At 71.6% G+C, this 23398-nt stretch carries 16 protein-coding genes and 3 pseudogenes; 10 read left to right on the top strand and 9 right to left on the bottom strand.

Features of this window, described 5'->3' with window-relative positions; translation table 11 throughout:
• The first annotated feature begins 176 nt into the window (after nt 1–176).
• A complete protein-coding gene (locus tag R2E43_RS22645; RefSeq protein ID WP_193486684.1) occupies nt 177–689 on the top strand; it encodes a hypothetical protein in 513 nt (170 codons plus the stop codon).
• A gap of 49 nt (nt 690–738) precedes the next feature.
• Nucleotides 739–1638 (top strand): hypothetical protein, encoded by a 900-nt coding sequence (locus tag R2E43_RS22640; RefSeq protein WP_191849742.1) that lies wholly within the window; start codon nt 739–741, stop codon nt 1636–1638.
• Between the two features lie 67 nt (nt 1639–1705).
• On the opposite strand, the gene R2E43_RS22635 is transcribed toward R2E43_RS22640, so the two are convergent.
• A complete protein-coding gene (locus R2E43_RS22635; RefSeq protein WP_003975704.1) occupies nt 1706–2482 on the bottom strand; it encodes an HNH endonuclease family protein in 777 nt (258 codons plus the stop codon).
• Nucleotides 2483–2628: 146 nt separating this feature from the next.
• On the opposite strand from R2E43_RS22635, the gene R2E43_RS22630 reads away from it, so the two are divergent.
• Nucleotides 2629–2826, top strand: a complete 198-nt coding sequence (locus R2E43_RS22630; RefSeq protein WP_003975703.1) for an antitoxin — start codon at nt 2629–2631, stop codon at nt 2824–2826.
• A gap of 117 nt (nt 2827–2943) precedes the next feature.
• Here the strand turns inward: R2E43_RS22630 and mfd are convergent, their stop codons facing one another.
• From mfd to R2E43_RS22605, 4 genes are all read right to left on the bottom strand, one after another.
• Nucleotides 2944–6498: a transcription-repair coupling factor gene (gene mfd / locus R2E43_RS22625; RefSeq protein ID WP_332056516.1), complete on the bottom strand. Its 3555-nt coding sequence runs from the start codon at nt 6496–6498 to the stop codon at nt 2944–2946.
• A gap of 638 nt (nt 6499–7136) precedes the next feature.
• The gene (locus tag R2E43_RS22620) at nt 7137–9701 is read right to left on the bottom strand and encodes an ABC transporter permease (RefSeq protein ID WP_011028773.1); all 2565 of its coding nucleotides are present in this window, start codon (nt 9699–9701) and stop codon (nt 7137–7139) included.
• On the bottom strand, nt 9698–10486 hold the full coding sequence (locus R2E43_RS22615; RefSeq protein ID WP_003975700.1) for an ABC transporter ATP-binding protein: 789 nt from the start codon (nt 10484–10486) through the stop codon (nt 9698–9700). The genes R2E43_RS22620 and R2E43_RS22615 overlap by 4 nt, the downstream gene beginning before the upstream one ends.
• 687 nt (nt 10487–11173) lie before the next feature.
• On the bottom strand, nt 11174–11374 hold the full coding sequence (locus R2E43_RS22605) for a zinc ribbon domain-containing protein (RefSeq protein ID WP_332056515.1): 201 nt from the start codon (nt 11372–11374) through the stop codon (nt 11174–11176).
• A gap of 91 nt (nt 11375–11465) precedes the next feature.
• On the opposite strand from R2E43_RS22605, the pseudogene R2E43_RS22600 reads away from it, so the two are divergent.
• Nucleotides 11466–11627: pseudogene (locus R2E43_RS22600) on the top strand (DUF485 domain-containing protein); the annotation flags it as partial.
• Nucleotides 11617–12000: pseudogene (locus tag R2E43_RS22595) on the top strand (cation acetate symporter); the annotation flags it as partial. The pseudogenes R2E43_RS22600 and R2E43_RS22595, both read left to right, overlap by 11 nt.
• Nucleotides 12001–12023: 23 nt before the next feature.
• On the opposite strand, the gene R2E43_RS22590 reads toward R2E43_RS22595, so the two are convergent.
• The 3 genes from R2E43_RS22590 to R2E43_RS22580 all read right to left on the bottom strand — a co-directional run bounded on the left by R2E43_RS22590 (nt 12024) and on the right by R2E43_RS22580 (nt 16898).
• Complete coding sequence (locus R2E43_RS22590; protein WP_030870471.1) at nt 12024–12920, bottom strand: coiled-coil domain-containing protein; 897 nt, start codon at nt 12918–12920, stop codon at nt 12024–12026.
• A gap of 200 nt (nt 12921–13120) precedes the next feature.
• On the bottom strand, nt 13121–15874 hold the full coding sequence (locus R2E43_RS22585; protein ID WP_332056513.1) for an SUKH-4 family immunity protein: 2754 nt from the start codon (nt 15872–15874) through the stop codon (nt 13121–13123).
• Nucleotides 15875–15881: 7 nt separating this feature from the next.
• Nucleotides 15882–16898, bottom strand: coding sequence for an SMI1/KNR4 family protein (locus tag R2E43_RS22580; protein ID WP_003975697.1), 1017 nt, complete (start codon nt 16896–16898; stop codon nt 15882–15884).
• 293 nt (nt 16899–17191) lie between these two features.
• Here R2E43_RS22580 and R2E43_RS22575 point away from each other — a divergent pair, with 293 nt between their 5' ends.
• Both R2E43_RS22575 and R2E43_RS22570 read left to right on the top strand, forming a co-directional pair.
• A complete protein-coding gene (locus tag R2E43_RS22575) occupies nt 17192–17722 on the top strand; it encodes a YwqJ-related putative deaminase (protein ID WP_003975696.1) in 531 nt (176 codons plus the stop codon).
• Nucleotides 17723–17814: 92 nt separating this feature from the next.
• Nucleotides 17815–18312 (top strand): SUKH-3 domain-containing protein, encoded by a 498-nt coding sequence (locus R2E43_RS22570; RefSeq protein ID WP_003975695.1) that lies wholly within the window; start codon nt 17815–17817, stop codon nt 18310–18312.
• A 21-nt stretch (nt 18313–18333) separates the two neighbouring features.
• On the opposite strand, the gene R2E43_RS22565 is transcribed toward R2E43_RS22570, so the two are convergent.
• Nucleotides 18334–19653, bottom strand: coding sequence for a sensor histidine kinase (locus tag R2E43_RS22565; RefSeq protein WP_003975694.1), 1320 nt, complete (start codon nt 19651–19653; stop codon nt 18334–18336).
• Nucleotides 19654–19787: 134 nt separating this feature from the next.
• On the opposite strand from R2E43_RS22565, the pseudogene R2E43_RS22560 reads away from it, so the two are divergent.
• The 3 genes and pseudogenes from R2E43_RS22560 to R2E43_RS22550 all read left to right on the top strand — a co-directional run bounded on the left by R2E43_RS22560 (nt 19788) and on the right by R2E43_RS22550 (nt 23277).
• Nucleotides 19788–20513 (top strand): annotated as a pseudogene (locus R2E43_RS22560) (hypothetical protein).
• 209 nt (nt 20514–20722) lie between these two features.
• Nucleotides 20723–22171 carry a bifunctional UDP-N-acetylglucosamine diphosphorylase/glucosamine-1-phosphate N-acetyltransferase GlmU gene (gene glmU / locus R2E43_RS22555; protein WP_030870483.1) on the top strand — a complete coding sequence of 483 codons (1449 nt, stop codon included), beginning with the start codon at nt 20723–20725 and terminating at the stop codon, nt 22169–22171.
• A 131-nt stretch (nt 22172–22302) separates the two neighbouring features.
• A complete protein-coding gene (locus tag R2E43_RS22550; RefSeq protein ID WP_003975691.1) occupies nt 22303–23277 on the top strand; it encodes a ribose-phosphate diphosphokinase in 975 nt (324 codons plus the stop codon).
• The last annotated feature ends 121 nt before the right edge of the window (nt 23278–23398 follow it).

The following is a 23398-nucleotide window of genomic DNA, read 5'->3' as shown; positions in this document are numbered from 1 at the left end:
GGGCCGATCCTACCGATGAACGCGATCCGACCCCGTTCACATCGTGTACTTGCGTGACTCCGTGAACCGTGTTGACTCGGTTCACAAGCTCTGGTCTGATTGACCCATCGGACCGGCCGAAGCGGCGAGCTTCGGTTCACGGTCGCCGATCCGTCTCTGGGGAGAGGACTGACGACATGGGCATGAAGACCAAGATCGCGCTGGGCGCGGTGGTGGGGATCGCCGTCATCGGCGCGCTGTCGGCGAACGCGGGCGACGGGGACGGCGGCGCCAAGAGCGGCGACCGGACCTCGGCGAGCGCGGGCGAGAAGCAGGACGGCGCGGGCGCGGACGGCGCGAAGGCGGACGGCGCGAAGGCGGACGGCGCGTCCGAGGCGAAGCCCGCGGAGGACAAGGCCGCCGAGAAGGCCTCCCAGGCCGAGCAGTTCAAGGCGTTCGTGCAGAAGAACGGGACGCCCAAGGAGAAGGACGCCGTCTCCCACGTCACCAAGGTGCAGGGCGCCGACGAGCAGAACGACATCCTCGACGCCGCCGACGTCTACACCGACTTCACCGGCGGCATCATGGGCTCCGGCACGGGTCCGGCCAAGCTCATCGCCTCCGCGTTCGCCGACTGGAAGGACAGCGAGAACGGCCTCGTCACGATCTACGATGCCGACGGCGAACTGCTCGGCAACGGCCAGTTCTGAGCTCCGGACCGCGCTCCCCGTTCACCGAGAATCCCTGGGGGGATCCACCATGCGCCGTCGCGCGCGCCGCACCGCACTCACCGCTCTTCTCCTCGCCGCCGGCGCCACCGCCTGCCTGACCGGCTGCCAGTCCGGCCAGGACGGCGACGGCGCGTCCGACGGGGCCGCCCGGTCCGCCGCGTCCGGCGGATCCTCGGCCGCGTCGCCGTCCGCCACCGCACCCGGCTCGACCGCAGCGCCGGCAGAGGCGTCCGCATCCGCCCCGGCCCCGTCACCGGACGAGCCGTTCGCCGGGCTGAGCGGCGCCGAGATATCCGAGCGGGCGCTGAAGGCCACCACCGGGGCCCGCTCGCTGCGCATGACGGGCAGCGTCCCCGACGACGAGAGCGGCGACACCATAGAGATCGACCTCGCCCTGGACCGGCGGGGCGACTGCGCCGGGACCATGGGCATGGACGGCCAGGGCGAGGCCGAGTTGATCAAGACCGGCGACACGGTCTACCTGAAGTACGACGAGCGGTTCCTGCGGGCCCAGAGCAAGGGCGAGCCGCAGGCCGACACCGAGGCCCTGGTGTCGCTGCTGGCCGGACGGTGGACCAGCATGTCCGCCGACGGCGCGGACGCGAAGGAGATGGCCGGGTTCTGCGACCTGGACAAGCTGCTGGAGGACGCCGGGGGCAGCGGCGACGACGCCCCGACGAAGGTGACCCGCGGCAGGGCCACCACCGTCGACGGCAAGCCCGCGTTCACCCTGTACGAGACGGACGGCTCCGTGCGCAACACGGTGTACGTCGCCACCGAGGGCAAGCCGTACCTGCTGCGCTTCGAGAGCGGGTCGAAGCAGGAGCCCGGCGCCCTGTCCTTCACCGGGTACGACGAGCCGGTGCCCGCCGAGTCCCCCTCCGGAGAGGTCCTCGACCTGGACAGCCCGGACGGGACGAGCACCTGAGCCGCGCGGGACGATCGCGGCGCCGCTCCGCCCTCGCGGCGCCGAGGACACCGGCGACGCAGCCGTGTCAGCCCTCGCACTGCTTCGCCATCATCGCCCGGTCCGCCTCCGTCACCGCCAGCTCGTACTTGGCGGCGACCTGGGCGAAGCGGACCGCGTACGCGCACCGGACCGCCTTGTCCGGCGGCAGCCAGGAGGCCGGGCCGGAGTCGCGCTTGGCGGAGTTGGCGCGGCCCTCGACGGGGAGCAGGTTGAGCGGGTCGTTGGCCAGCTGCTCGCGCTTGTTCTCCGGCCACCGCGAGGAGCCCATCTGCCAGCTGTAGGACAGCGGCACGACGTGGTCGATCTGGACCTCGCTCGCCTTCTGCTTGCGCCACTCGATGCTCGTCCCGGTGTACGGGTCGTCCAGCGTCATCGCGATGACCACACAGTCCGAGCCGGACTTGAAGCGGACCTCCTGGCCGTCGCGTTTGAGCAGGTCGTTGCGGGTGTCGCAGCCGTTGCGGGCGAGCGGGACGCCGTCGGCGGTGTCCATCCAGGCGTAGCCGAACTCGTCCCGGTCGTACCCGGTCTTCGGACCGCGCCCCTTGGTGGGCAGACCGTCGATCAGCTTGCGGGCGGCCGCCTGCGGGCTGTCGCCCGTGACCGGGGCGAGGCCCGGCTCGGTGCCGTCCGGGTTGTCCAGCGGGCTGACGGCGTGGCCCGCGGCGGGAGCCTGGGCGCCGCCGCCCGAGGCCGGGGCGTCGCCGTCGGCCTCCAGGCCTTCGCAGCCGGTCACCAGGGCCAGGGCGAGGGCCGCCGCCCCCGCGGCCCAACCGGTACGGATCCTGCTGTGCCGCGTCATGCGCGCCCCTCCCCTTGCCGTTCGCAGCCACCACCGTAGCGAGGGAGAGGCCCGGCCCATAGGGGGCCTTAAGTGGGCGTTAGTGGGCACCCGGGACATATCTGTCGTACCTTCGACAGTGAGTCACGCCTCGGAAGGAGCTCTGCATGGGCATCCTCGACAAGATGAAGAGCATGGCCGGCAAGGACAAGGACAAGTCAAGGAAGATGTCCGACGCCGCCGAACGCCAGGTCAACCAGAGGACCGGCGGCAAGTACGAGAAGCAGGTCGACGCCGCGCAGCAGCAGGCCGAGGGCAAGCTCGGCTTCGGACGCGAGCAGGGCGGCGGCCGGGAGCAGCAGTAGAAGCCCCTCCCCCGTACCGAACACGTCGAAGCCGTCCACGGAACTGTCCCCGTGGACGGCTTTGCCGTGAGCCGGCCCGGGCTCACGGCTTCCCCGTGAGCCGGCCCGGGCTTCGGGTTACGACCCGAGGATCGAGGTCAGGAACTCGCCCACCCAGCCGAGCAGTTCCCGCCCGACCAGCGGCTTGCCACCCACCTTCGCGGTCTTCGGACGCGGCACGAGCACCTGGTGCGTACCCGGCTTGATGACGCTGCCGGGGTAGAGCCGCTTGAGCCTCAGCTCCTGGGACTCGCGCAACTCCACCGGCGCGAAACGGATGTTGTTGCCCTGGAGCACGATCTCGCCGACGGCGCACGCCCGCGCGAGCATGCGCAGGCCGGCGACCAGCAGCAGGTTCTCCACCGGCTCCGGCAGCTTGCCGTAGCGGTCGACGAGTTCCTCGCGTACGGCCTTGACGTCCTCCTCGCTGTTGGCGGAGGCGATGGACCGGTAGGCCTGGAGACGCAGCCGCTCGCCGGGCGCGTAGTCGTGCGGGACGTGCGCGTCGACGGGCAGCTCGATCTTGACCTCGAGCGGCGGCTCCTCCTCGACGCCGCCCTCCAGGGAGGCCCGGTAGTCGGCGACGGCCTCGCCGACCATCCGCACGTACAGGTCGAAGCCGACGCCGGCGATGTGGCCGGACTGCTCGCCGCCGAGCAGGTTGCCCGCGCCGCGGATCTCCAGGTCCTTCATCGCCACGTACATGCCCGCGCCCATCTCGGTGTGCTGGGCGATGGTGGCCAGGCGCTCGTGCGCGGTCTCCGTGAGGGGCTTCTCCGGCGGGTACAGGAAGTAGGCGTAACCGCGCTCGCGGCCACGGCCGACCCGGCCGCGCAGCTGGTGGAGCTGGCTGAGGCCGAAGTTGTCGCCGCGCTCCACGATGAGGGTGTTGGCGTTGGAGATGTCGATGCCGGACTCGACGATGGTGGTGGAGACCAGCACGTCGAACTTCTTCTCCCAGAAGTCGACGACGACCTGCTCCAGCGCCTGCTCCGACATCTGGCCGTGGGCGGTGGCGATGCGGGCCTCGGGGACGATCTCGCGCAGCTTGGCCGCCGCGCGGTCGATGGACTCGACCCGGTTGTGGATGTAGAAGACCTGGCCCTCGCGCAGCAGCTCGCGGCGGATCGCGGCGCCGATCTGCCGGTGCTCGTAGGGACCGACGAAGGTCAGCACCGGGTGGCGCTCCTCCGGCGGGGTGGTGATCGTGGACATCTCGCGGATGCCGGTGACCGCCATCTCCAGGGTGCGCGGGATGGGGGTCGCGGACATGGTGAGCACGTCGACGTTGGCGCGCAGCTTCTTCAGCTGCTCCTTGTGCTCGACGCCGAAGCGCTGCTCCTCGTCGACGATGACCAGGCCGAGGTCCTTGAACTTCGTCTCCGAGGAGAACAGGCGGTGGGTGCCGATGACGATGTCCACCGAGCCCTCGCGCAGCCCCTCCAGGGTGGCCTTCGACTCGGTGTCGCTCTGGAAGCGGGACAGCGCCTTCACGCTCACCGGGAACTGGGCGTAGCGCTCGCTGAACGTCCCGAAGTGCTGCTGCACCAGCAGGGTGGTGGGGACGAGCACGGCGACCTGCTTGCCGTCCTGGACCGCCTTGAACGCGGCGCGGACCGCGATCTCCGTCTTGCCGTAGCCGACGTCGCCGCAGATCAGGCGGTCCATCGGGACCGTCTTCTCCATGTCGTCCTTGACCTCGGCGATGGTGGTGAGCTGGTCCGGCGTCTCCACGTAGGGGAAGGCGTCCTCCAGCTCGCGCTGCCAGGGGGTGTCCGAGCCGAACGCGTGGCCCGGCGCCGCCATCCGCGCGCTGTAGAGCTTGATCAGGTCGGCGGCGATCTCCTTGACCGCCTTCTTGGCACGGGCCTTGGTCTTGGTCCAGTCGGCGCCGCCCAGGCGGTGCAGGGTGGGGGCCTCGCCACCGACGTACTTGGTGATCTGCTCCAGCTGGTCGGTGGGGATGTACAGCCGGTCGCCGGGCTGGCCGCGCTTGGCGGGCGCGTACTCCACGACCAGGTACTCGCGGGTGGCGCCCTGGACGGTGCGCTGCACCATCTCGATGTAGCGGCCGACGCCGTGCTGCTCGTGGACGATGTAGTCGCCCGTTTCCAGGGTGAGCGGGTCGATGGTCTTGCGGCGCCGGGCCGGCATCCGCGCGCCCTCGCGCCCGGCGGCCTTCTGGCCGGTCAGGTCGGTCTCGGTGAGCACCGCCAGCTTGAGCGCCGGGTCGACGAAGCCGTGGTCGATCGAGCCGCAGGAGACGTGCACGACGGAGGGGCTGAGGGCTTCGAGGTCGTTGTCGAGGCGGGCGGCGATGCCCTCGCCGCCGAGCACCTCGACGGTGCGGGAGGCGGGGCCGTGGCCCTCGGTGAGGTAGACCGCGCGCCAGCCGTCGGCGAGCCAGCCCTTGGTGTCGGCCAGCGCCTTGGCGGTGTCGCCGCGGTAGGTCTCGGGGGCGTGCATGCCGAGCTTGAGGGTGTCCGAGTCGCCCTCCGCGTCCAGGTCGGACGTCAGCGTCTCGTCGGCGGCGAAGGGCGAGACCGACCACCACATCATGTCCAGCTCGCGGGCCCGCTCCCGGACGTCCGCGATGGACCACAGGGAGGCCGGGTCCACGTCGATCGGCGCCTCACCGCCGCCCGCGGTGGCCGCCCAGGACGCCTGGAGGAACTCCTGCGAGGTCGCCACCAGGTCGGCGGCCCGCGTGCGCACCCGCTCCGGGTCGCAGACCACGGACATCGAGCCCTTGGGCAGCACGTCGAGGAGCAGCTCCATGTCGTCGACGAGGACGGGCGCCAGGGACTCCATGCCCTCCACCGCGATGCCCTCGGCGATCTTGCCGAGCAGTTCGCCCAGCTCGGGATGGTCCTCGGCGAGGACGCGGGCGCGCTCGCGCACGTCGTCGGTGAGCAGCAGCTCGCGGCAGGGCGGGGCCCACAGGCCGTGCTCGGCGACCTCCAGGGAGCGCTGGTCGGCGACCTTGAAGTAGCGGATCTCCTCGACGTCGTCGCCCCAGAACTCGACCCGGAGCGGGTGCTCCTCGGTCGGCGGGAAGACGTCCAGGATGCCGCCGCGCACGGCGAACTCGCCGCGCTTCTCCACCAGCTCGACGCGCGCGTACGCCGCTGCCGCCAGGGCCTGGACGATCTCTTCCAGGTCGGCGCCCTGTCCGGTGCGCAGCGCCACGGGCTCCAGGTCGCCCAGGCCCTTGACCTGTGGCTGGAGCACGGAGCGCACGGGTGCGACGACGACGGAGACCGGGCCGGTCTCGGGGTCGTCGGGGCGGGGGTGGGCCAGGCGCCGCAGGACGGCGAGGCGGCGGCCGACGGTGTCGCTGCGCGGGCTGAGCCGCTCGTGCGGGAGGGTCTCCCAGGAGGGGTACTCCACGATGCCCTCGGGGGGCAGCAGGGAGCGCAGGGCCGCCGCCAGGTCCTCCGCCTCACGTCCCGTCGCCGTCACCGCCAGCACCGGGCGGCCCGTCTCGCGGGCCAGGGCGGCGATCGCGAAGGGGCGGGCCGCGGGCGGGCCGACCAGGTCGACGTGCATGCGGTTGCCGTCTGCGGCCGCCGCGATCGCTTCCGCGAGGGCGGTGTCCTTGACTACGGCGTCGAGCAGACCGTGCAGGCTCATTCGGGGCGCTTTCCGTGCGGGGGTGTACAACACGACGGGCCCGACGCGCGCTGCGGGCCGGGGTGTCTCCAGCGTACGTCGCTGCGCTGGGGTGTGTCGGGGGCTGTGGACGACGCCGGGTGCGTGGTGGCCGGCGCCGCGGTGGCCGTACCAGGGGGCTCCGCCCCCTGGACCCCCGGGCCTGCGCCCACCCACCACCCGACTCGGTGGGCTGAAAGGCGAACGCCGGGGTGACGGATGACTCGGGGGCTCGGACGGCTCGGGGCACGGGGCTCGGGGCTCGGGGCTCGGGGCTCGAGGGAGGGAGACTCACGGGGGCGGAGGCTCCGGGAGGAGCGAGGCTCGCAGGACAGGGGCTCGCAGAGGCAGCGGCTCGCGGGACAGCGGCTCGCGGGGCGGAGGCTCACCGCGGCAGCGGCTCACGGAACAGAGGCTCACCGCGGCAGAGGCTCGCAGGACAGGGGCTCGCAGGGGCAGCGGCTCACGGAACAGCGGCTCACGGGGCAAAGACTCGACGGGGCAGAGGAGGTCGCGGTCTGGTCGCGCAGCGCAAAAGGCCCGGCGTCTTCGTCCCCGTGGGACGTCGGCGCCGGGCCCTCCTCCGCAACCCCCGTGTGCGGTGGCTGTCGGGTCGGGTGTTACTCCGTGGCGATGGCGTTCAGGACGTTCATCCGGCCGGCCCGGAAGGCCGGGACCAGTGCGGCGAACAGGCCCACGAAGGCCGAGCCGATGAAGACCCCGATGATCGTGGGCCAGGGGATGTCCAGGACGTTCAGTCCCTCCAGGGCGAGCAGCTTCTGGGCCGTGGCGCCCCAGCCCATGCCCAGGCCGAGGCCGAGCAGGGCACCGAAGAGGGCGATGACCACGGACTCCATGCGGATCATGCGGCGCAGCTGGCGGCGGGAGAGGCCGATGGCCCGCATCAGGCCGATCTCCCGGGTCCGCTCGACCACCGACAGCGCCAGGGTGTTCACCACACCGAGGACGGCGACGATGATCGCCAGGGCGAGCAGGCCGTAGACCATGTTCAGCAGCTGGCCGATCTGGTCCTTCAGCTCCTGCTTGTAGTCGGTCTGGTCGGCCACCTGGTACTGCGGGTAGGCGTCCAGCGACTTCTTCAGCGCGGCGTACGCCTGGTCGGCCTGGCCGTCCTTCGCCTTGGCGAACATGATCATGTTCGGCGGGACGTTCTCGGCCGGCAGGTACTTCTGCATCGTCTCGATGCTGATGTACCGGGCGCCCTGGTCGATGGCCACGTCGTCGCTGGTGATCGCGGCGACCTTGAGCTTCGCGGTCTCGCCGCCCTTGAAGGCGACGGAGACGGTGTCGCCGACGTGCACGCCGTGCTTCTCGGCGTAGTCCGAGCCGACCGACATGGCGTCGGTGCCGTAGGCGGCGGAGAGCTCGCCCTCGGTCGTCGCGCGGCGCACGTCCTCGGCGTAGGTGGGGTCGGCGGCCGTGACGCCGTCGTCGTCCGTCTTGCCGTCGGGCGAGGTCAGCGTGGCGTCGAGCACCTTGTAGCGGGTGACGTGCTCCAGGCCGGGGGTGTTGGTCATGGCCTTCTCGGCCTGCGGCACGATCCGCTGGTTGCCCTGGACGATGAAGTCCGCGCCGACCGTCTTGTCCAGCTCGCTGGTGGCCGAAGCGACCATGGAGGAACCGACGACGGAGAGGCAGGCGACCAGTGCGAGGCCGATCATCAGGGCGGCGCCGGTGGCACCGGTGCGGCGCGGGTTGCGCAGGGCGTTGCGCTCGGCCAGGCGGCCCACGGGACCGAAGGCCCGCAGCAGCACCGCGCTGATCACCCGCACCACGAACCCGGCCAGCAGCGGGCCGATGACGACGAAGCCGATGAGGGAGAGCACGATGCCCGCGCCGAGCATCATCGAGCCGTCGCTCGCCTTGTCGGCGGAGGCGGCCGTGAGCAGGGCGGCGACGCCGGAGCCGGTGAGCACCAGGCCGATCAGGCCGCGTATCCAGCCGGCCTTGGCGTCGGCCGGGGTACCGGCGTCGCGCAGGGCGGCCATCGGGGAGATCTTCCCGGCCCGGCGGGCCGGCAGGTAGGCGGCCAGGACGGTGACGACGACGCCGAGGATCAGGCCGGTCACGGGGGTCGCCGTCTTGATGGTGAGGTCGTCGGTGGACAGGTTCATGCCCGCCGCCGACATCAGCTTCATCAGGCCGATGGCGATGCCGACACCGGCCGCGACACCGAGGACCGAGCCGACGACGCCGAGCAGGAGCGCCTCGACCAGCACCGAGCGGTTGACCTGCCGGCGGGAGGAGCCGATGGCCCGCATCAGGCCGATCTCGCGGGTGCGCTGGGCGACCAGCATGGAGAAGGTGTTGATGATCAGGAAGATGCCGACCAGGAACGCGATCCCGGCGAAGCCGAGCATGGCGTACTTGATGACGTCCATGAACTCGCCGACGTCCTCGCGCCCTTCGTCGGACGCCTCCTTGGCCGTCTGGATCTTGAACGTGTCCCCCAGGGCGCCGGACACGTTCTGCTTGAGCTGCGCGTCGGTGACACCGGCGGCTGCGGTGACGTTGAACTGGCTGAACCGGTCCGCGCCGCCGAGCAGTTCACGCTGGGCGGTGGCGGTGTCGAAGTAGACGACCGCGGCACCGGGGTTGGTCACGGTGAAGGAGGCGATGCCGACGATCTTCGCCTTGAAGTCGCCGGTCTGCGCGATGGTGCGCAGCTCGTCGCCGATCTTCAGGTCGTGCTTGTCGGCGGTGTCGGAGTCGACCATCGTCTCGGTCGGGCCGCGCGGGGCGTGGCCCGAGGTGATCTCCATGGACCGCAGGTCGTTCTTGGTCCAGTTCCCGGCGATGGTGGGAGCGCCGCTGGTGGCCCCGACGTTGTCGTTGTCGGAGTTGACGACGGTCACGTTCATCGAGACGACCGCGCCCTCGACGGACTCCACGCCGTCGACCGAACGGATCTTCTCCAGCGTCGACGCCGGCAGCGACTCGGGCACCCCGTTCTGCGGGGTGTCCTCGTCCTTGACGTCCTTCGGGGCCACCGACACGTCCGAGGAGGTGACCGCGAAGAGCTTGTCGAAGGTGGTGTTCATCGTGTCGGTGAACACCAGGGTGCCGCACACGAACGCCACCGACAGCAGCACCGCCACCGCCGAGAGCGCCATGCGGCCCTTGTGCGCGAAGAAGTTGCGCATCGAGGTCTTCACGACGGTCATGACGTGCGCCCCCGGGCGTCGAAGTCCTTCATGCGGTCCAGCACGGCCTCCGCGGTGGGCTTGTGCATCTCGTCCACGATCCGGCCGTCGGCGAGGTACAGCACCCGGTCAGCGTAGCTGGCGGCCACCGGGTCGTGGGTGACCATCACGATGGTCTGGCCCAGCTCGGTGACCGACCGGCGCAGGAAGCCGAGCACTTCGGCACCGGCGCGCGAGTCCAGGTTTCCGGTCGGCTCGTCACCGAAGATGATCTCGGGCTGGGCGGCCAGGGCCCGGGCCACGGCGACCCGCTGCTGCTGGCCGCCGGAGAGCTGGGTGGGCCGGTGCTTGAGCCGCCCGGCGAGCCCCACGGTCTCCACGACGCGGTCCAGCCACGCGCGGTCGTACTTACGGCCGGCGATGTCCATGGGCAGCGTGATGTTCTCGATCGCGTTGAGCGTCGGGAGCAGGTTGAACGCCTGGAAGATGAAGCCGATCCGGTCCCGGCGCAGCTGCGTGAGCTTCTTGTCCTTCAGGCCGGTGATCTCGGTCTCGTCGAGGTAGATCTGCCCGCCGGTGACGGTGTCCAGGCCGGCCAGGCAGTGCATCAGCGTGGACTTGCCGGACCCCGAGGGGCCCATGATCGCGGTGAACTGGCCGCGCGCGATGTCCACATCCACGTGGTCGAGGGCGACCACCCGGGTCTCGCCCGATCCATAGGCCTTCACGACCTGCCGCGCTCGCGCGGCAACGGCCGTACGCCCTCCAGTGCTCCCGTGCGTGGGAATACTTACGGCCGATGTCATGTCAAGTCTCCTATGTCGGTCATCGAGTGAGCCACCGGTGCCCGGCGCGGCGGCCGTACCGTCGCGCAGGTGCCTCGCTGCTGTCTCGAAGAGTCTGTCCGGAACCGGGGGCCGGCCGCGCTGGTGTTCAGCGCAGTCTTTTACTGAGGAAAACCCCACCCCCGCGGGTCCGGTTCACCGCCCCCCAGCGGCGTAAAGCCAGATTAAGGACGCCACCGGCCCCGTCTCGTCCTCCGTCGGTACGAACCCTCCCCGACCCGTAGTACGGAGGTACCCCTAAGGGCAGTCCACCCTTCGGTGGAGTGCGTGTAGGGGTCGCCCTCCACCCTGAGACGCACCAGGCGTCCACCCGCGCACATACCGACCGACCAGTTCGGCCAGAACGCGGCGCACTCCCCAACCCGCGAGTAACGTGCCTGGCTCCCGCCCCCCCCCCCCACCTCCTGCGGTCCACCGCTCGGACCCTAGCCGCGCAAGGAGAACCGGGATGTCCTACGACCCGTCCCCGTCGTACCCGCACCGCCCGTCGCCACCCTCGCCCCCGTACGCCCCGAGGCACCACGCCCAGCACGCCCAACCCGTCCATCAAGCCCATCGCGCGCCCCGCCGCGACCCGTTGGGACACCACAGCGACCTGCGGATCCTGCGCAGCGCCTACCGCCGGCAGCGGCGCACCGCCACGCTCGGCTACCAGGGTTCATTCGCAGTGCATCGGGCTTCAGATGCCGCCAGTCCGGCGGCCTGTTTGACGTTGATCGCGGCGTTGTGGTCCCGGTCGTGGACGGTGCCGCAGGCGGTGCAGGTCCATTCCCGGACCTGCAAGGGGCCTGCGGAGCGCCGGTAAGACCGGGAGCGATCCCGGCACAGCGCGAAGAAACAGGAAGTCACGGACTCCTGACCGAGTTCCGTGCCGCGTAGCGGCACGGAACTCGGTCAGGAAGGCCAGAATTCTCGGGCTTCAGCCTGAGGAGCAAGCCAATTCACCCTCTTCCTGCTCCTGTCCGCCTACGCGCCCGGGCTGATGACCGGCACCGCCGCCGGCGGACTGCCCACCGGACTGCTGCTCGCCCTGGTCCAGCTCCCCGTCACCTGGCTGGCGATCGCGCTGTACGAGCACACCGCCCGGCGCCGCGTCGACCCTGGTCTACGGCCTCTTCTGGCGCCGCTACACGCGGGCCGGACTGCTCTGCACCCTGATCGGGGACTCGCTGGCCGTGCTGCTGCTGATACCGGGCACCAACCTGGTCTCCGGCTCGCCGGTGTCCGCCTTCCCCGAAGCCGACTTCAACTGGTTCCCGTTCACCACGACGGGCCTGGTCTCCATCCCGCTGGGCTTCGCCTGCGGCTGGCTCGGCACGATGCTCTCCGGCCGGCGCGAGGCGCAGGAACAGCGCCAGCACTACGAGGCGGTGGAGGGCTGGATCCTGGCGGGCGCGGTACGCAGGGGGACTGACGGCACACGGCATGCCTCGGAACCCGGCGCGCCGTACGCCTGGGGACCCGGCGCGCCGTAGTCAGCAGGCTCGCGGCGCCGGCGTCATTCCACCTCCACCGCACGCCCCGTCAGCGCCTGAAGGCTGCTGCGTACGGAGGCCATGTGGGCCTGCAACTCGTCCCAGCGCTCCCCGTGTTCGCGCAGCACCCGTTCCGTGTCGCGGGCGATGCGCTCACGACGTGCCCGGGCCTCGGCGACCACCTCGGCCGCCCGGTCCCGGGCCTCCTCCTGCCGCCGAACTGCCGCCTCCCCGGCGTCGGCCAGCTCCTGCTCCGCCTCGCGCACTCCCTGCTCCGCGCGCGCCAGCAGCTCCGCGTGGTGGGCGTCCAGGGCCCGGGCGCGCTCCTCCTCGGCCCGCTCCGCGGCGGCCCACCGCTCAGCCAGTTCCCTGCTCTGCTCGGCGGCCGTCGCGGCGGTGCGCCTGCGCATCTCGCGCAGCGCGGACAGCGCCTCCGCGCGCCCCTCCTTCACCTCGCGCCGCGCTCCGATACGCGCCTCCTCCGCCTCCGCGCGCGCCGCGAGCAGCAGTTGCCGGGCCCGTTCGTCGGCCTCGGCCCGTACGGCATCGGCGTGCGCCCGGGCCGCCTCCCGCACGCCGTCCGCGTACGCCCGCGCCTCCTCCGCCAGCTCCCGCGCGGCACCGCGCGCCCGCTCGCGCACCGCCGCGGCCTCCTCCTCGCCGAGCCGGAACAGCTCCCGCGCCCGCTCCCCCAGCACCTCGTAGTCCTGCGAGGTGAGCTGCGCGACCACTTCCTCCAGGTCTCCCAGGTCCTCTTCCATCTCCCTGGCCAGCACGGTGAGCCGGGCGGCCCGCTCCCAGGCCGCGTCGCGCTCCTCGGAGAGGGCCGCGGCGCACGCCTCGACCTGCTCCGGACGGTAACCGCGCTCACGCCCGCGCACGGTCGCGAAACCGTGGGGAGACGCCGATGCACCGCTCATGCCCATCACCCCTCAATCACCCTGTGCGTCCCGCTCGTGGTGAACCTGCCGCATCACATGGACCTACACGGACCTGACCGACTTTATGGACCAGACGTAAGCCAACATAATCCGACACACCGCACACAAAAGGGCGGGGCCCGGTCGACTCGCAGGTCGACCGGGCCCCGCCCGTCGGGTACGTCAGCGGCGCGGACGCCTCACAGCAGCCCGTCCCACATCTGCTCCAGCAGCACGGACCACCAGCTCTCCGGCGAGCCGAGCGCCGCCGGGTCCAGCGCGGCCAACTGCGCCTGGAAGTCCACCGTCCAGCGACCCGCCTGCTCCTGGTTCAGACCGAACCTGAGCCGCCACATCCGGCCCAGCAGCGCCAGGCAGCGCGCGAACTCCGGCAGCCCCGTGTTCACGAACTGCGGCGGCACGGGCGCACCGCCCGGACCCGCTTCCACCGGGACCGCCACGATGGCCGCCGTGCCGTACTGCACACAGATCGCCCGGCCGAAGTCGCTGCCCACGACGAGGTACGAACCCGCGTCCGAGGCCGGCTGCACACCGCGCTCGGCCGCCAGCTCCGCCAGCGTCGGCACCGGCCGCCCCGGCTGGGCCTGCGCCCAGAAGAACGGCCCCATGTCCATCGGCAGCCCCGCGGCCACCAGCGTGTGCGCCACGACCGGCGGCACTCCCTGCCGGGACACCGCGGCCTGCTCGAACCGGAAGACCCCCGGGCCGAACGCGCCGGCCAGCTCCTGCCCGACGGCCTCCGGCGGAACCGGCGGCGCGGGCTGCACCTGCGGCAGCGGAGCGCGCACCGGCGCCGGACGCGCCGGCCCGTCGGCCACCTGGTGCAGCTCGCCCTGATGCGCCAGCAGTTGCCCCATGCCCTGCTGCCGGCTCGCGTGGTCCAGGCCGTAGGGCGCGATCGAGGTGATCCGCGCCTGCGGCCACTGCTCCCGGATCATCCGCGCGCAGTACGCGCCCGGCAGCTCGCACGACTCCAGCTCGGTGTGGAGTTCGAGGACCTGGTCCGGCGGCACGTTCATGGAGCGCAGCTCGTGGAACATCTGCCACTCCGGGTGCGGCGTACCCGGCGCGGAACGCCGGATCAGCTGCTGCTCGGAGCCGTCCTGGGCGCGGTAGCGCAGCACGGCCTGGTAGCCGGGCCCGACGGTCGGCTGACCGGTGGGCTGCGGCGGATAGCCGTACGCCGGCGGCTGACCCGGCACGGGCTGCCCGGGCGGCGGCGGTACGGCACCGGGCGGGGCGGGTACGGCGCCGGGCGGGGGCGGCGGCGCGCCGATGCCGCCGGGACCGCCCAGGGAGGGCGCGGCCAGCACGGTCTGCGCGTGGTGCACGGCACCGCCCGCGCCGCCCGCGGAACCCTGCGCGCCGGGCGCACCCGGAGCGGCCGGGGGAGGCGGCGGCACACCGGGACCGGAAGGCACGCCCGGCGCACCCGGAGCACCCGGAGCGGCGGGCGCACCGGGAGGCCCGGGCGGGCCAGGGGGGTTGGGCGGTCCGGGGGGACCGGGAGGCTGAGGGGCACCGCCGCCCGTCCGGCCCGGGTCGGCCAGCATCGTGGCGGCGTGGTGCATCCCGCCCGGCGGCGTCCCACCCGGCGCGTTCGGCGCACTCGGCGGAGGCGGAGGCGGAGTCCCCGGAGCGCCCGGCGGAGGCGTCGCACCCGGCGCGGGCGGCGTGGCCGGCGCACTGGGCGGAGGCGGCGTGCCCGGGCCGCCCGGGCCCTCGGGACCGAGCGACGACACCAGCTGCGTCGGCACGTAGCCGCCCGCCGGGGCACCCGGCGCGGGCGGACCCGACGGCGCCGGCGTGCTTCCCGGTCGCGCGCCCGGCATCCCCGGGGCGCTCGGCGGCGGCGGCGTGGACGAACCACCGCCACGGCGCGGCGGAGGCGTCGCCTTGCTGGTCGCGGCGTCGGCGATGTCCCCGGCGTCCGGCGCGAGCGGCCGGGGCGGCGTGGCGGGCGCCCCAGGACCGGCGGGCGCCCCAGGACCGGCGGGCGCCCCAGGACCGGCGGGCGCCCCAGGACCGGCGGGCGGCTGGGCCGGGGGCGCAGTCGGGGCCGCAGGCGGCGGTGTACCCGCCCCGGCGGGCGCGCCCGGCGCGTTCGGGTCACCGATCGCCGGCGAGAGCGCCGTCGGCGGAAGCCCGCTGCCGCCCGACATCAGCGCCGTCTTGGCGTCCGACGTCGTCGAGGGCGGTGGCGTGTCGTCGTCGACACCGCTCAACGGCGGCGCGAACACGGTCTGCGGCAGCGGTACGGAACGGTCATCACCGGCGTCCGCGTTGGTGTCCGTCCCGGCCCAGGGCGTCGCCCCGGCGGGCACACCCGGCGCACTCGGGGCACCCGACGCGCCCGCACCCGCGCCGGAGCCACCGGCAGACGACCCGGAGCCCGCCGCCGGCCACCCCGCACCGCTCCCGGACGAACCCTCCGCGGGAGACGGCCCCGACGCCGCGGGAGCCGCCGGCACCCCGGCCTGCGTCTGCGGAAGCGCACCGCCGGAACCGCCCGCGCCTCCGGTCGCACCAGCCTCGCCGTCGCCCCGCCGGCGATCCGGAATACCGATCCGGTCCGCCGCCTCCTGCAACCACTCCGGCGGACTCAGCAAGAAGGACGTCTGATTCAGGTCCACCCGCGCCGCCGGCGCCGCGGCAGGCGCCTGCGCCTCCTCGGGACGGCCGTACTCCTCCTCGTACCGGCGGATCACCTCGCCCACCGGAAGCGACGGCCACAGCGTCGCCTCGCCACTGTCCCGGGCGATCACCAGCCGCTGCGCGCCCCCGTCCGAACGGGGACCGTCCGCACGGTCCTCGGCCCACACCACGAACCCGAGGTCGAACTCCCGCACCCGCACCTCGCGGTGCTGGTACGCCGGCAGCTCGCCGTTGACCCACTCCTCCGCGCGCTCCTGCGCCTGCGCGAACGTCACCATCGTCAGCTCACTCCCCCACCGAAGACGCCGAAGACGCCGAAGACGCCGCCGTCACGGGCACCGCACGCGCGAAGCCGCCGTCCACCATCAGGTTCGCCACCGTCTCCAGCTCCGGCGGGGAACCCGCCAGCCGGGACAGGAACGCGTCGAAGTCCGCACCGCAGGGCAGCAGCAGCCGCTCCACCCGATCCGCCGGCGGCCACGACGGATCCACGTCCCGCACGTCGTCGTAGGCGCAGAACCACACCGAACCGATCCGCTCGCCCTTCACCTTCACCGCGAGCAGACCCCCCTGCACGAAGGCGACACCCAGATAGTCCTTCGTCAGATGGTCCCGCAGACACTTGTTCACATAGACCAGGTCGTTGACCGCCGCCTCCTCACGCACCGTGAAGAACGGCTGGTCCACCAGCAGCCCCAGCTCCGCGTCGAGCGCCGTACCCACCGGCGCACAACCGCCCGCCGCCTTCAGGAACGACCGGTAGGCGCCCGGCAGCCGGTACCCGAGGTCCTCCTCGACGCCCTGCACCTGCTGCTCCGTGACCGCCACACCCGACTTCGGCAGACCGAAGTGCACCGGACGCGTCTCCTGCAACGGCCGCGTACCGCGCTTGCCCTGATCCACCACCGCCGTCGAGATCCCGCCGTGGTGGCGCAGCAACGCCTTCACCTCGACCGGAACCAGCTCCATGCGCCGCGACCCCGCCACGTGGTGCCACGTCCAGCCGTGCGGTGTCGCCACCGCGGGCACCGTGTCCCACAGCTCGTGCCCGGAGGCCGACAGGGCCGCGTTCGCCGACACGTAGTCCGTGAGCCGCAACTCGTCGACCCCGAAACCCTCCGGCGGATCCGCGATCTCCGCGACCGCACGGGCGTACGGCGAGAACTCGGGGTAACCACCCGCGTCCACCCGTACCCCTCTCGGGTGACGGGCCGCACGCACCGGATCCGGGAAATGCACGACCTGCCCGGCATAGGCCGCGTTCGGCGGCGCGGCTGCTTGCCCGAGCCGACCTGTCGTCATGGCGGTTGCCCCCTGCGGCGTCTGTCTGCTGCCAGATCCGTCTGATCTGCCTGCACTGTCTGGATTCACCGCGTGCGAGCGCGGTGCCGACAGCCTATGCGGTACGGCGAGAGGGGTCACCGGCGCCGGACCCCGCACCCGGCACCCGGCACCTCCACTTCCGTGACCAGCCGTCACCCTCCCGTGACACACCGCCCATACCCGGGCGTGTCACCCCGCCCCAGCTTCCGCAGCAGCCCCGGGATTTGGCACTCTGTGACCTTCGGGGGGATGCTCAGGAGGGGAAGACGATCATGAGTGCGACACAGACGGGACCCGACACCGGGCGGTCCGACGACCCCCGCGGCGGCGACCCACGCATCGGCTGGAGCAGCACCGACACCCTCCAGACCCCCACCCTCCGGCACCGCCGCGACGGCATACTCCCGACCGTCGCCGCCGCCCTCTCCGTACGCGGCACCACCCTCACCGGCACCGCCACGCGCGCCGACACACCACCCGCCCTGCACCACCTCGTGCAGGACTTCCTCGACACCCTCACCAGCGGCCAACGAGACCGTTACACCGGCCGCTGCGCCGAGACGATCCTCATCTCACGGCACCTGGCCACCGCCGACGCCGCCCGCAGCAAACGCGCCGCACGCAAACCCATGACCAACGGCGAAGCCCGCAAAGCACTCAAACACGCCAAGCTCACCACCCGCCGCATCCGCGAGGACGGCGACCCCCTCCACGGCGCCTTCGCCGCACCCTGCCGCGCCTGCACCGCCCTCAGCGCACACTTCGGCGTCCGCGTCGTCGACCCCGCGACGGAGAAGGACTGACCGAGCAGATCGCGCAGACCGCGCAGATCGAGCCGAACCAGCCGAACGAGCCGACCGAAACGAACCAGCCGACCGAAACGAACCAAGGGCCGATGCAAGCCGACCGCACCTCCACCACCCGCTTTCCCGTCCCCGTCGACGCCGCACTGCGCGACGCCGGCTGGCAACCGGGACGCTGGGACATCAAGCAGGCCGAGATCTGGGCCGACACCCTGCGCGAACACAGCTCACCCGCGGGACACCGCCACACCGTCTTCCCCGCCGCCGTGGAGGCCTGGGCCGAATTCGGCGGCCTGCACATCGCACCCACCGGACCCGGCCGCCAGATCGCCCCCGCCACCCTGCACCTGGACCCCCTGCACGGCCTCCACATGGCCCGCACCCTCGGCGACCTCGGCCGCGCCCTCGGCACCCAGACCTGCCCCCTCGGCACCGAGACCGACAGCCGGGCCCTCGTCGCCATCGACGCCGAAGGCCGCGTCTACGCCCTGGACCACACCGGCGACTGGTACCTCGGCTCCGACATCGACGCCGCCCTCGCCACCCTCGTCGCCGGCACCCAGCCCGCCCGCCTCACCACGACCGGCTGACCCGGGGCGCGACCAGGACGGCTACGACGCCGGGATCACCGCCGACACCCGGAAACCCCCGGCATCCGTCGGCCCCGACACGAACACGCCCCCCAGCGCCGCCACCCGCTCCTTCATCCCCACCAGCCCGTTGCCCCCCGACGGCAACCGCGCCGACGACGCCGACGAGACCTCCGGCGGCGGCTCGTTCTCCACCTGCATCGCGATCTCCGACACCCGGTGCGCCAGCCGCACATGCGTCTTCGCACCCGCCGCGTGCTTGTGCACGTTCGTCAGCGCCTCCTGCACCACCCGGAACGCCGTCGACTCCACCTCCGCCGCATACGCACGCTCCGCCCCCTCCACGGACAGGTTCACGACCATCCCGGCCGCCTCCGACTGCCCGATCAGCTCGTCCAGCTCCGACAGGCACGGCCCCTCCGAGGACGACTCCCCGTCCTCCGCCGCCCGCGACGCGGCCGCGGCGGCGGCCACCCCCACCGCGGCCAGCGGCACCGACGCCCGCTCGGCCCGCGCACCGCCCCCGCCACTGCGCAGCACCCCGAGCATCTCCCGCAGCTCCGTCAGCGCCTGCCGCCCCATGTCCCCCACCAGGGCCGCGTTCTTCACCGCCTTCTCCGGGTCCTTCCGGGCGATCGCCTGGAGCGCGGCGGCATGCACCACCATCAGACTCACCCGGTGCGCGACCACGTCGTGCATCTCCCGCGCGATCCGCGTCCGCTCCTCGCCGCGCGCCCACTCCGCGCGCTCCTCGGCCCGCTCGGCGAGCAACTGAAGCTCGCGCTCCAGGCTGTCCGCCCGCTCCCGCAGGCTCTCCATCAGCCGGCGCCGCTGCCCGACATACAGGCCGAGCAGCAACGGCGGCGCGGTCATCCCGAGCGACGTCGCGATCGACGCGAACGGAAGGAACCAGTCCCCCAGATCCAGGCCGTCCCGCGCCATGTCCTGCCCCAGCCGCACGAACGTGACGACCAGCGTCCCCAGGAACGTCATCCCGGCCAGGGCCCCGATGATCCGCCGCGGCAACTCCGAGGCCGCCATCGTGTACAGGCCGACGACGCCCATCAGGAAACCCATCTCGGCCGGCGTGATGGCAAGCGCCACCAGCACCACCGCGATCGGCCACTTCCGCCGCACCACCAGCATCGAACCGGCCAGCAGTCCGAAGACAACGCCCATCGCCGGCGGAATCCCGGCATCCCTCGCGAACGGAACCCCCTCCGCCGCGCACTCCAGCGCGGACACGACACCGAGGCTCACATCGAGCACCGCGCCGCGCCGCCTGTCCCACCACCAAGGCCCACCCCGGGCCGGTTCGTGGTCTTCCCCCGTCGTGGTCATGCCTCCAGCCTACGGGCGCCGGGCGCCCCTTTTCCGGTGACTTTCGACAAACGATACGACGCGATATCCCGCGAACTGGTGAACCCCGCGCCGTTCACCTCCGGAGGCGAGGATTCCGGCCGGACGGTATGCCCATGGCACGTTCACAGAACAAGTACGCGGACTTCGAGGGGCTGCGGGAGCGGGCGGTGGCGCTGCGGCGAGCCGGCTACAGCCTTCGGCAGATCCGCGACGAGCTGAAGGTCTTCAACAACGACATCCTCAGCCAACTGGTGAAGGGGGAACCGCCGCCGGAGTGGACGAAGCGCCCCCGAGCGAAGGACGACCTGCGCGCCAAGGCCAGGGAGCTACGCCTCCAAGGCTGGACGTACGACCAGATCGAGGCCGAGCTGGGCTGGGCTGCTCCAGGAGTTCGGTGTCGCTGTGGGTGCGTGACCTTCCGAAACCCGAACCTCGATACACGCCACAGCGCCCCAAGGAGCAAGCCAAGCTGGCCGTCGGAGAACTGTCAGCCCGCGAACTCTTCCTGGTGGGCGTAGGCCTGTACTGGGCGGAAGGGGGCAAGGACAAGCCCGTACGACCGCCGCGAGAACGTCGTCTTCGTCAACAGCGACCCCAGCATGACGAGAACGCCGATGCGGCAGGCGCGGAGGAGTTCTGGGCCGAACTCGTCCGCGCCGATCGCAGCGCCTTCAACAAGACGACTCTCAAGGGCCACAACCCCAAGACGGTGCGCAAGAACGTAGGAGACTCCTCCCGCGGATGCCTCGACGATCAAAGTCCTCAAGAGCGCCGACCTGTACCGTCGCATCGAAGGCTCTTGGTACGGCATAGTGTTGGGTGCCGACTCGGCGACTTAACCGAATGTCCGGTTTAGTCGAGTTCTATCCCCCATGGTGTAATCAGGCAGCACTGAGGGTTTTGGTCCCTTAAGTTCAGGTTCAAATCCTGATGGGGGAGCTCTTGTTCGGGCCCTGACATGACCGTCGGGGCCCGCACTCATGTCCCCCACAAACCGCCCCGGTATCCTGCGGATGTCCCCACCTCCTCAACAGCCGAAGGGCATCCCGTGAGCGCCATTCGCCCGGCAGCCGTCGTCGTTCTCGCAGCGGGTGAGGGCACCCGTATGAAGTCGGCCACACCCAAGGTCCTGCACGAGCTGTGCGGCCGGTCCCTCGTCGGGCACGTGCTCGCCGCCGCCGGAGAGCTGGACCCCGAGAACCTGGTCGCCGTCGTCGGGCACGCCCGCGAGAAGGTCACCGCGCACCTCGCCGAGGTCGCCCCCGACGTACGCACCGCCGTCCAGGAGCAGCAGAACGGCACCGGGCACGCCGTGCGGATGGGTCTGGAGGCGATGGGCGGCGCCGTGGACGGGGTCGTCGTGGTCGTCTGCGGCGACACTCCCCTCCTCACCGGCGAGACGCTCAAGGCCCTTGCCGCCACCCACACCGCCGACGGGAACGCCGTGACCGTCCTGACGGCCGAGGTGCCGGACGCGACGGGGTACGGGCGGGTCGTGCGGGACGGGGCCTCGGGTGCCGTGACGGCGATCGTGGAGCACAAGGACGCCTCGGAGTCGCAGCGGGCGATCCGGGAGATCAACTCGGGTGTGTTCGCCTTCGACGGACAGTTGCTCGCGGACGCGCTGGGCAAGGTGCGCACGGACAACAGCCAGGGCGAGGAGTACCTGACGGACGTACTCGGGATCCTGCGCGAGGCGGGGCACCGGGTGGGCGCGTCCGTGGCCGGGGACCACCGGGAGATCGCGGGGATCAACAACCGCGTGCAGCTCGCCGAGGCGCGTCGGATCCTCAACGACCGGTTGCTGACCGGGGCGATGCTGGCCGGCGTGACGGTGGTGGATCCGGCGACGACGTGGGTGGACGTGACGGTGACGTTCGAGCAGGACGTGGTCGTGCACCCGGGTACGCAGTTGCACGGCACCACGCATCTGGCCGAGGGCTGCGAGGTCGGGCCGAACACGCGGCTCACGGACACCCGGGTGGAGGCGGGGGCGCGGGTGGACAACACGGTGGCCAACGGTGCCCATGTGGGTCCGCAGGCGTCCGTGGGTCCGTACGCGTATCTGCGGCCGGGTACCCGGCTCGGGCTGAAGTCGAAGATCGGTACGTTCGTGGAGGCGAAGAACTCGTCGATCGGTGAGGGGACGAAGGTTCCGCATCTCTCCTACATGGGTGACGCGACCGTCGGTGACTTCACGAACATCGGTGCCGCGAGTGTGTTCGTGAACTACGACGGTCAGGACAAGCACCACACGACGATCGGCTCGCACTGCCGTACGGGTTCGGACAACATGTTTGTGGCTCCTGTCACGGTCGGGGACGGTGCCTACACCGCCGCCGGCTCGGTGATCACGAAGGACGTGCCGCCCGGTTCGCTGGCCGTGGCCCGTGGCCAGCAGCGGAATATCGAGGGTTGGGTGGCCCGGAAGCGTCCGGGGAGCGCGGCGGCGAAGGCGGCCGAGGCGGTGTCCCGCGAGGCGGACGGCGAAGACTGACCGGAAACCGGCGCGTCGAACACGGCGTACCGTGATAAGTGCACATCCGCACCCCACCAGCTGAGACGCCCCCGCGGCCAGTCGGGAGAGCGCCCATGAGCTCAGCTGCGAACCTCTGAGGAGAAAGTGCTGTGACCGGGATCAAGACGACCGGCGAGAAGAAGATGATGTTCTTCTCCGGCCGCGCACACCCCGAGCTTGCCGAGGAGGTCGCCCAGCAGCTGGGGGTCGGGGTCGTCCCGACGAAGGCCTTCGACTTCGCCAACGGTGAGATCTATGTGCGGTATCAGGAGTCGGCGCGTGGTGCGGACTGTTTCCTGATCCAGAGCCACACGGCTCCGATCAACAAGTGGGTCATGGAGCAGTTGATCATGATCGACGCGCTGAAGCGCGCGTCGGCCCGCTCCATCACCGTCATCGTGCCGTTCTACGGTTACGCGCGGCAGGACAAGAAGCACCGTGGGCGTGAACCGATCTCGGCGCGTCTGATCGCGGATCTGATGAAGACCGCGGGTGCGGACCGGATCCTGGCGGTGGATCTGCACACGGATCAGATCCAGGGCTTCTTCGACGGTCCGGTGGACCACCTGTTCGCGTTGCCGCTGCTGGCGGACTACGTGGGTGCGAAGGTGGACCGTTCGAAGCTGACGGTGGTGTCGCCGGACGCGGGCCGGGTGCGGGTGGCGGACCGGTGGTGCGACCGTCTGGGCGCGCCGCTGGCGATCGTGCACAAGCGGCGCGACAAGGACGTGGCGAACCAGGTCACGGTGCACGAGGTCGTGGGTGACGTGAAGGGGCGCATCTGCGTCCTGGTGGACGACATGATCGACACGGGTGGCACGATCTGCGCGGCGGCGGACGCGCTGTTCGCGCACGGTGCGGAGGACGTCATCGTGACGGCGACGCACGGTGTGCTGTCGGGTCCGGCGGCGGACCGTCTGAAGAACTCGAAGGTGAGCGAGTTCGTGTTCACGAACACGCTGCCGTCGGCGAGTGAGCTGGAGCTGGACAAGATCACGGTGCTGTCGATCGCGCCGACGATCGCGCGTGCGGTGCGTGAGGTGTTCGAGGACGGTTCGGTGACGAGCCTGTTCGACGAGCAGTGAGCCTTGTGCAGTAACCGTTCTGCAGGCTCCGGTACCGCCTGTTGATCGTTTTGGGTACGGCCTTCCTCTCCGAGTAGACTGCTGAAGTTGCTCGGCGAGGGAGGCCGTACCCGTGTTCGCG

Source organism: Streptomyces violaceoruber (genome assembly GCF_033406955.1).
Classification (GTDB): domain Bacteria; phylum Actinomycetota; class Actinomycetes; order Streptomycetales; family Streptomycetaceae; genus Streptomyces; species Streptomyces violaceoruber.
Note: the sequence above shows the minus strand (reverse complement) of the source record. Positions and strands in the feature narration are given on the sequence as shown.

Coding starts and splice junctions, on each gene's coding strand:
- R2E43_RS22645 (WP_193486684.1), top strand. CDS start 177: ATGGGCATGAAGACCAAGATCGCGCTGGGCGCGGTGGTGGGGATCGCC.
- R2E43_RS22640 (WP_191849742.1), top strand. CDS start 739: ATGCGCCGTCGCGCGCGCCGCACCGCACTCACCGCTCTTCTCCTCGCC.
- R2E43_RS22635 (WP_003975704.1), bottom strand. CDS start 2,482: ATGACGCGGCACAGCAGGATCCGTACCGGTTGGGCCGCGGGGGCGGCG.
- R2E43_RS22630 (WP_003975703.1), top strand. CDS start 2,629: ATGGGCATCCTCGACAAGATGAAGAGCATGGCCGGCAAGGACAAGGAC.
- mfd (WP_332056516.1), bottom strand. CDS start 6,498: ATGAGCCTGCACGGTCTGCTCGACGCCGTAGTCAAGGACACCGCCCTC.
- R2E43_RS22620 (WP_011028773.1), bottom strand. CDS start 9,701: ATGACCGTCGTGAAGACCTCGATGCGCAACTTCTTCGCGCACAAGGGC.
- R2E43_RS22615 (WP_003975700.1), bottom strand. CDS start 10,486: ATGACATCGGCCGTAAGTATTCCCACGCACGGGAGCACTGGAGGGCGT.
- R2E43_RS22590 (WP_030870471.1), bottom strand. CDS start 12,920: ATGAGCGGTGCATCGGCGTCTCCCCACGGTTTCGCGACCGTGCGCGGG.
- R2E43_RS22585 (WP_332056513.1), bottom strand. CDS start 15,874: ATGGTGACGTTCGCGCAGGCGCAGGAGCGCGCGGAGGAGTGGGTCAAC.
- R2E43_RS22580 (WP_003975697.1), bottom strand. CDS start 16,898: ATGACGACAGGTCGGCTCGGGCAAGCAGCCGCGCCGCCGAACGCGGCC.
- R2E43_RS22575 (WP_003975696.1), top strand. CDS start 17,192: ATGAGTGCGACACAGACGGGACCCGACACCGGGCGGTCCGACGACCCC.
- R2E43_RS22570 (WP_003975695.1), top strand. CDS start 17,815: ATGCAAGCCGACCGCACCTCCACCACCCGCTTTCCCGTCCCCGTCGAC.
- R2E43_RS22565 (WP_003975694.1), bottom strand. CDS start 19,653: ATGACCACGACGGGGGAAGACCACGAACCGGCCCGGGGTGGGCCTTGG.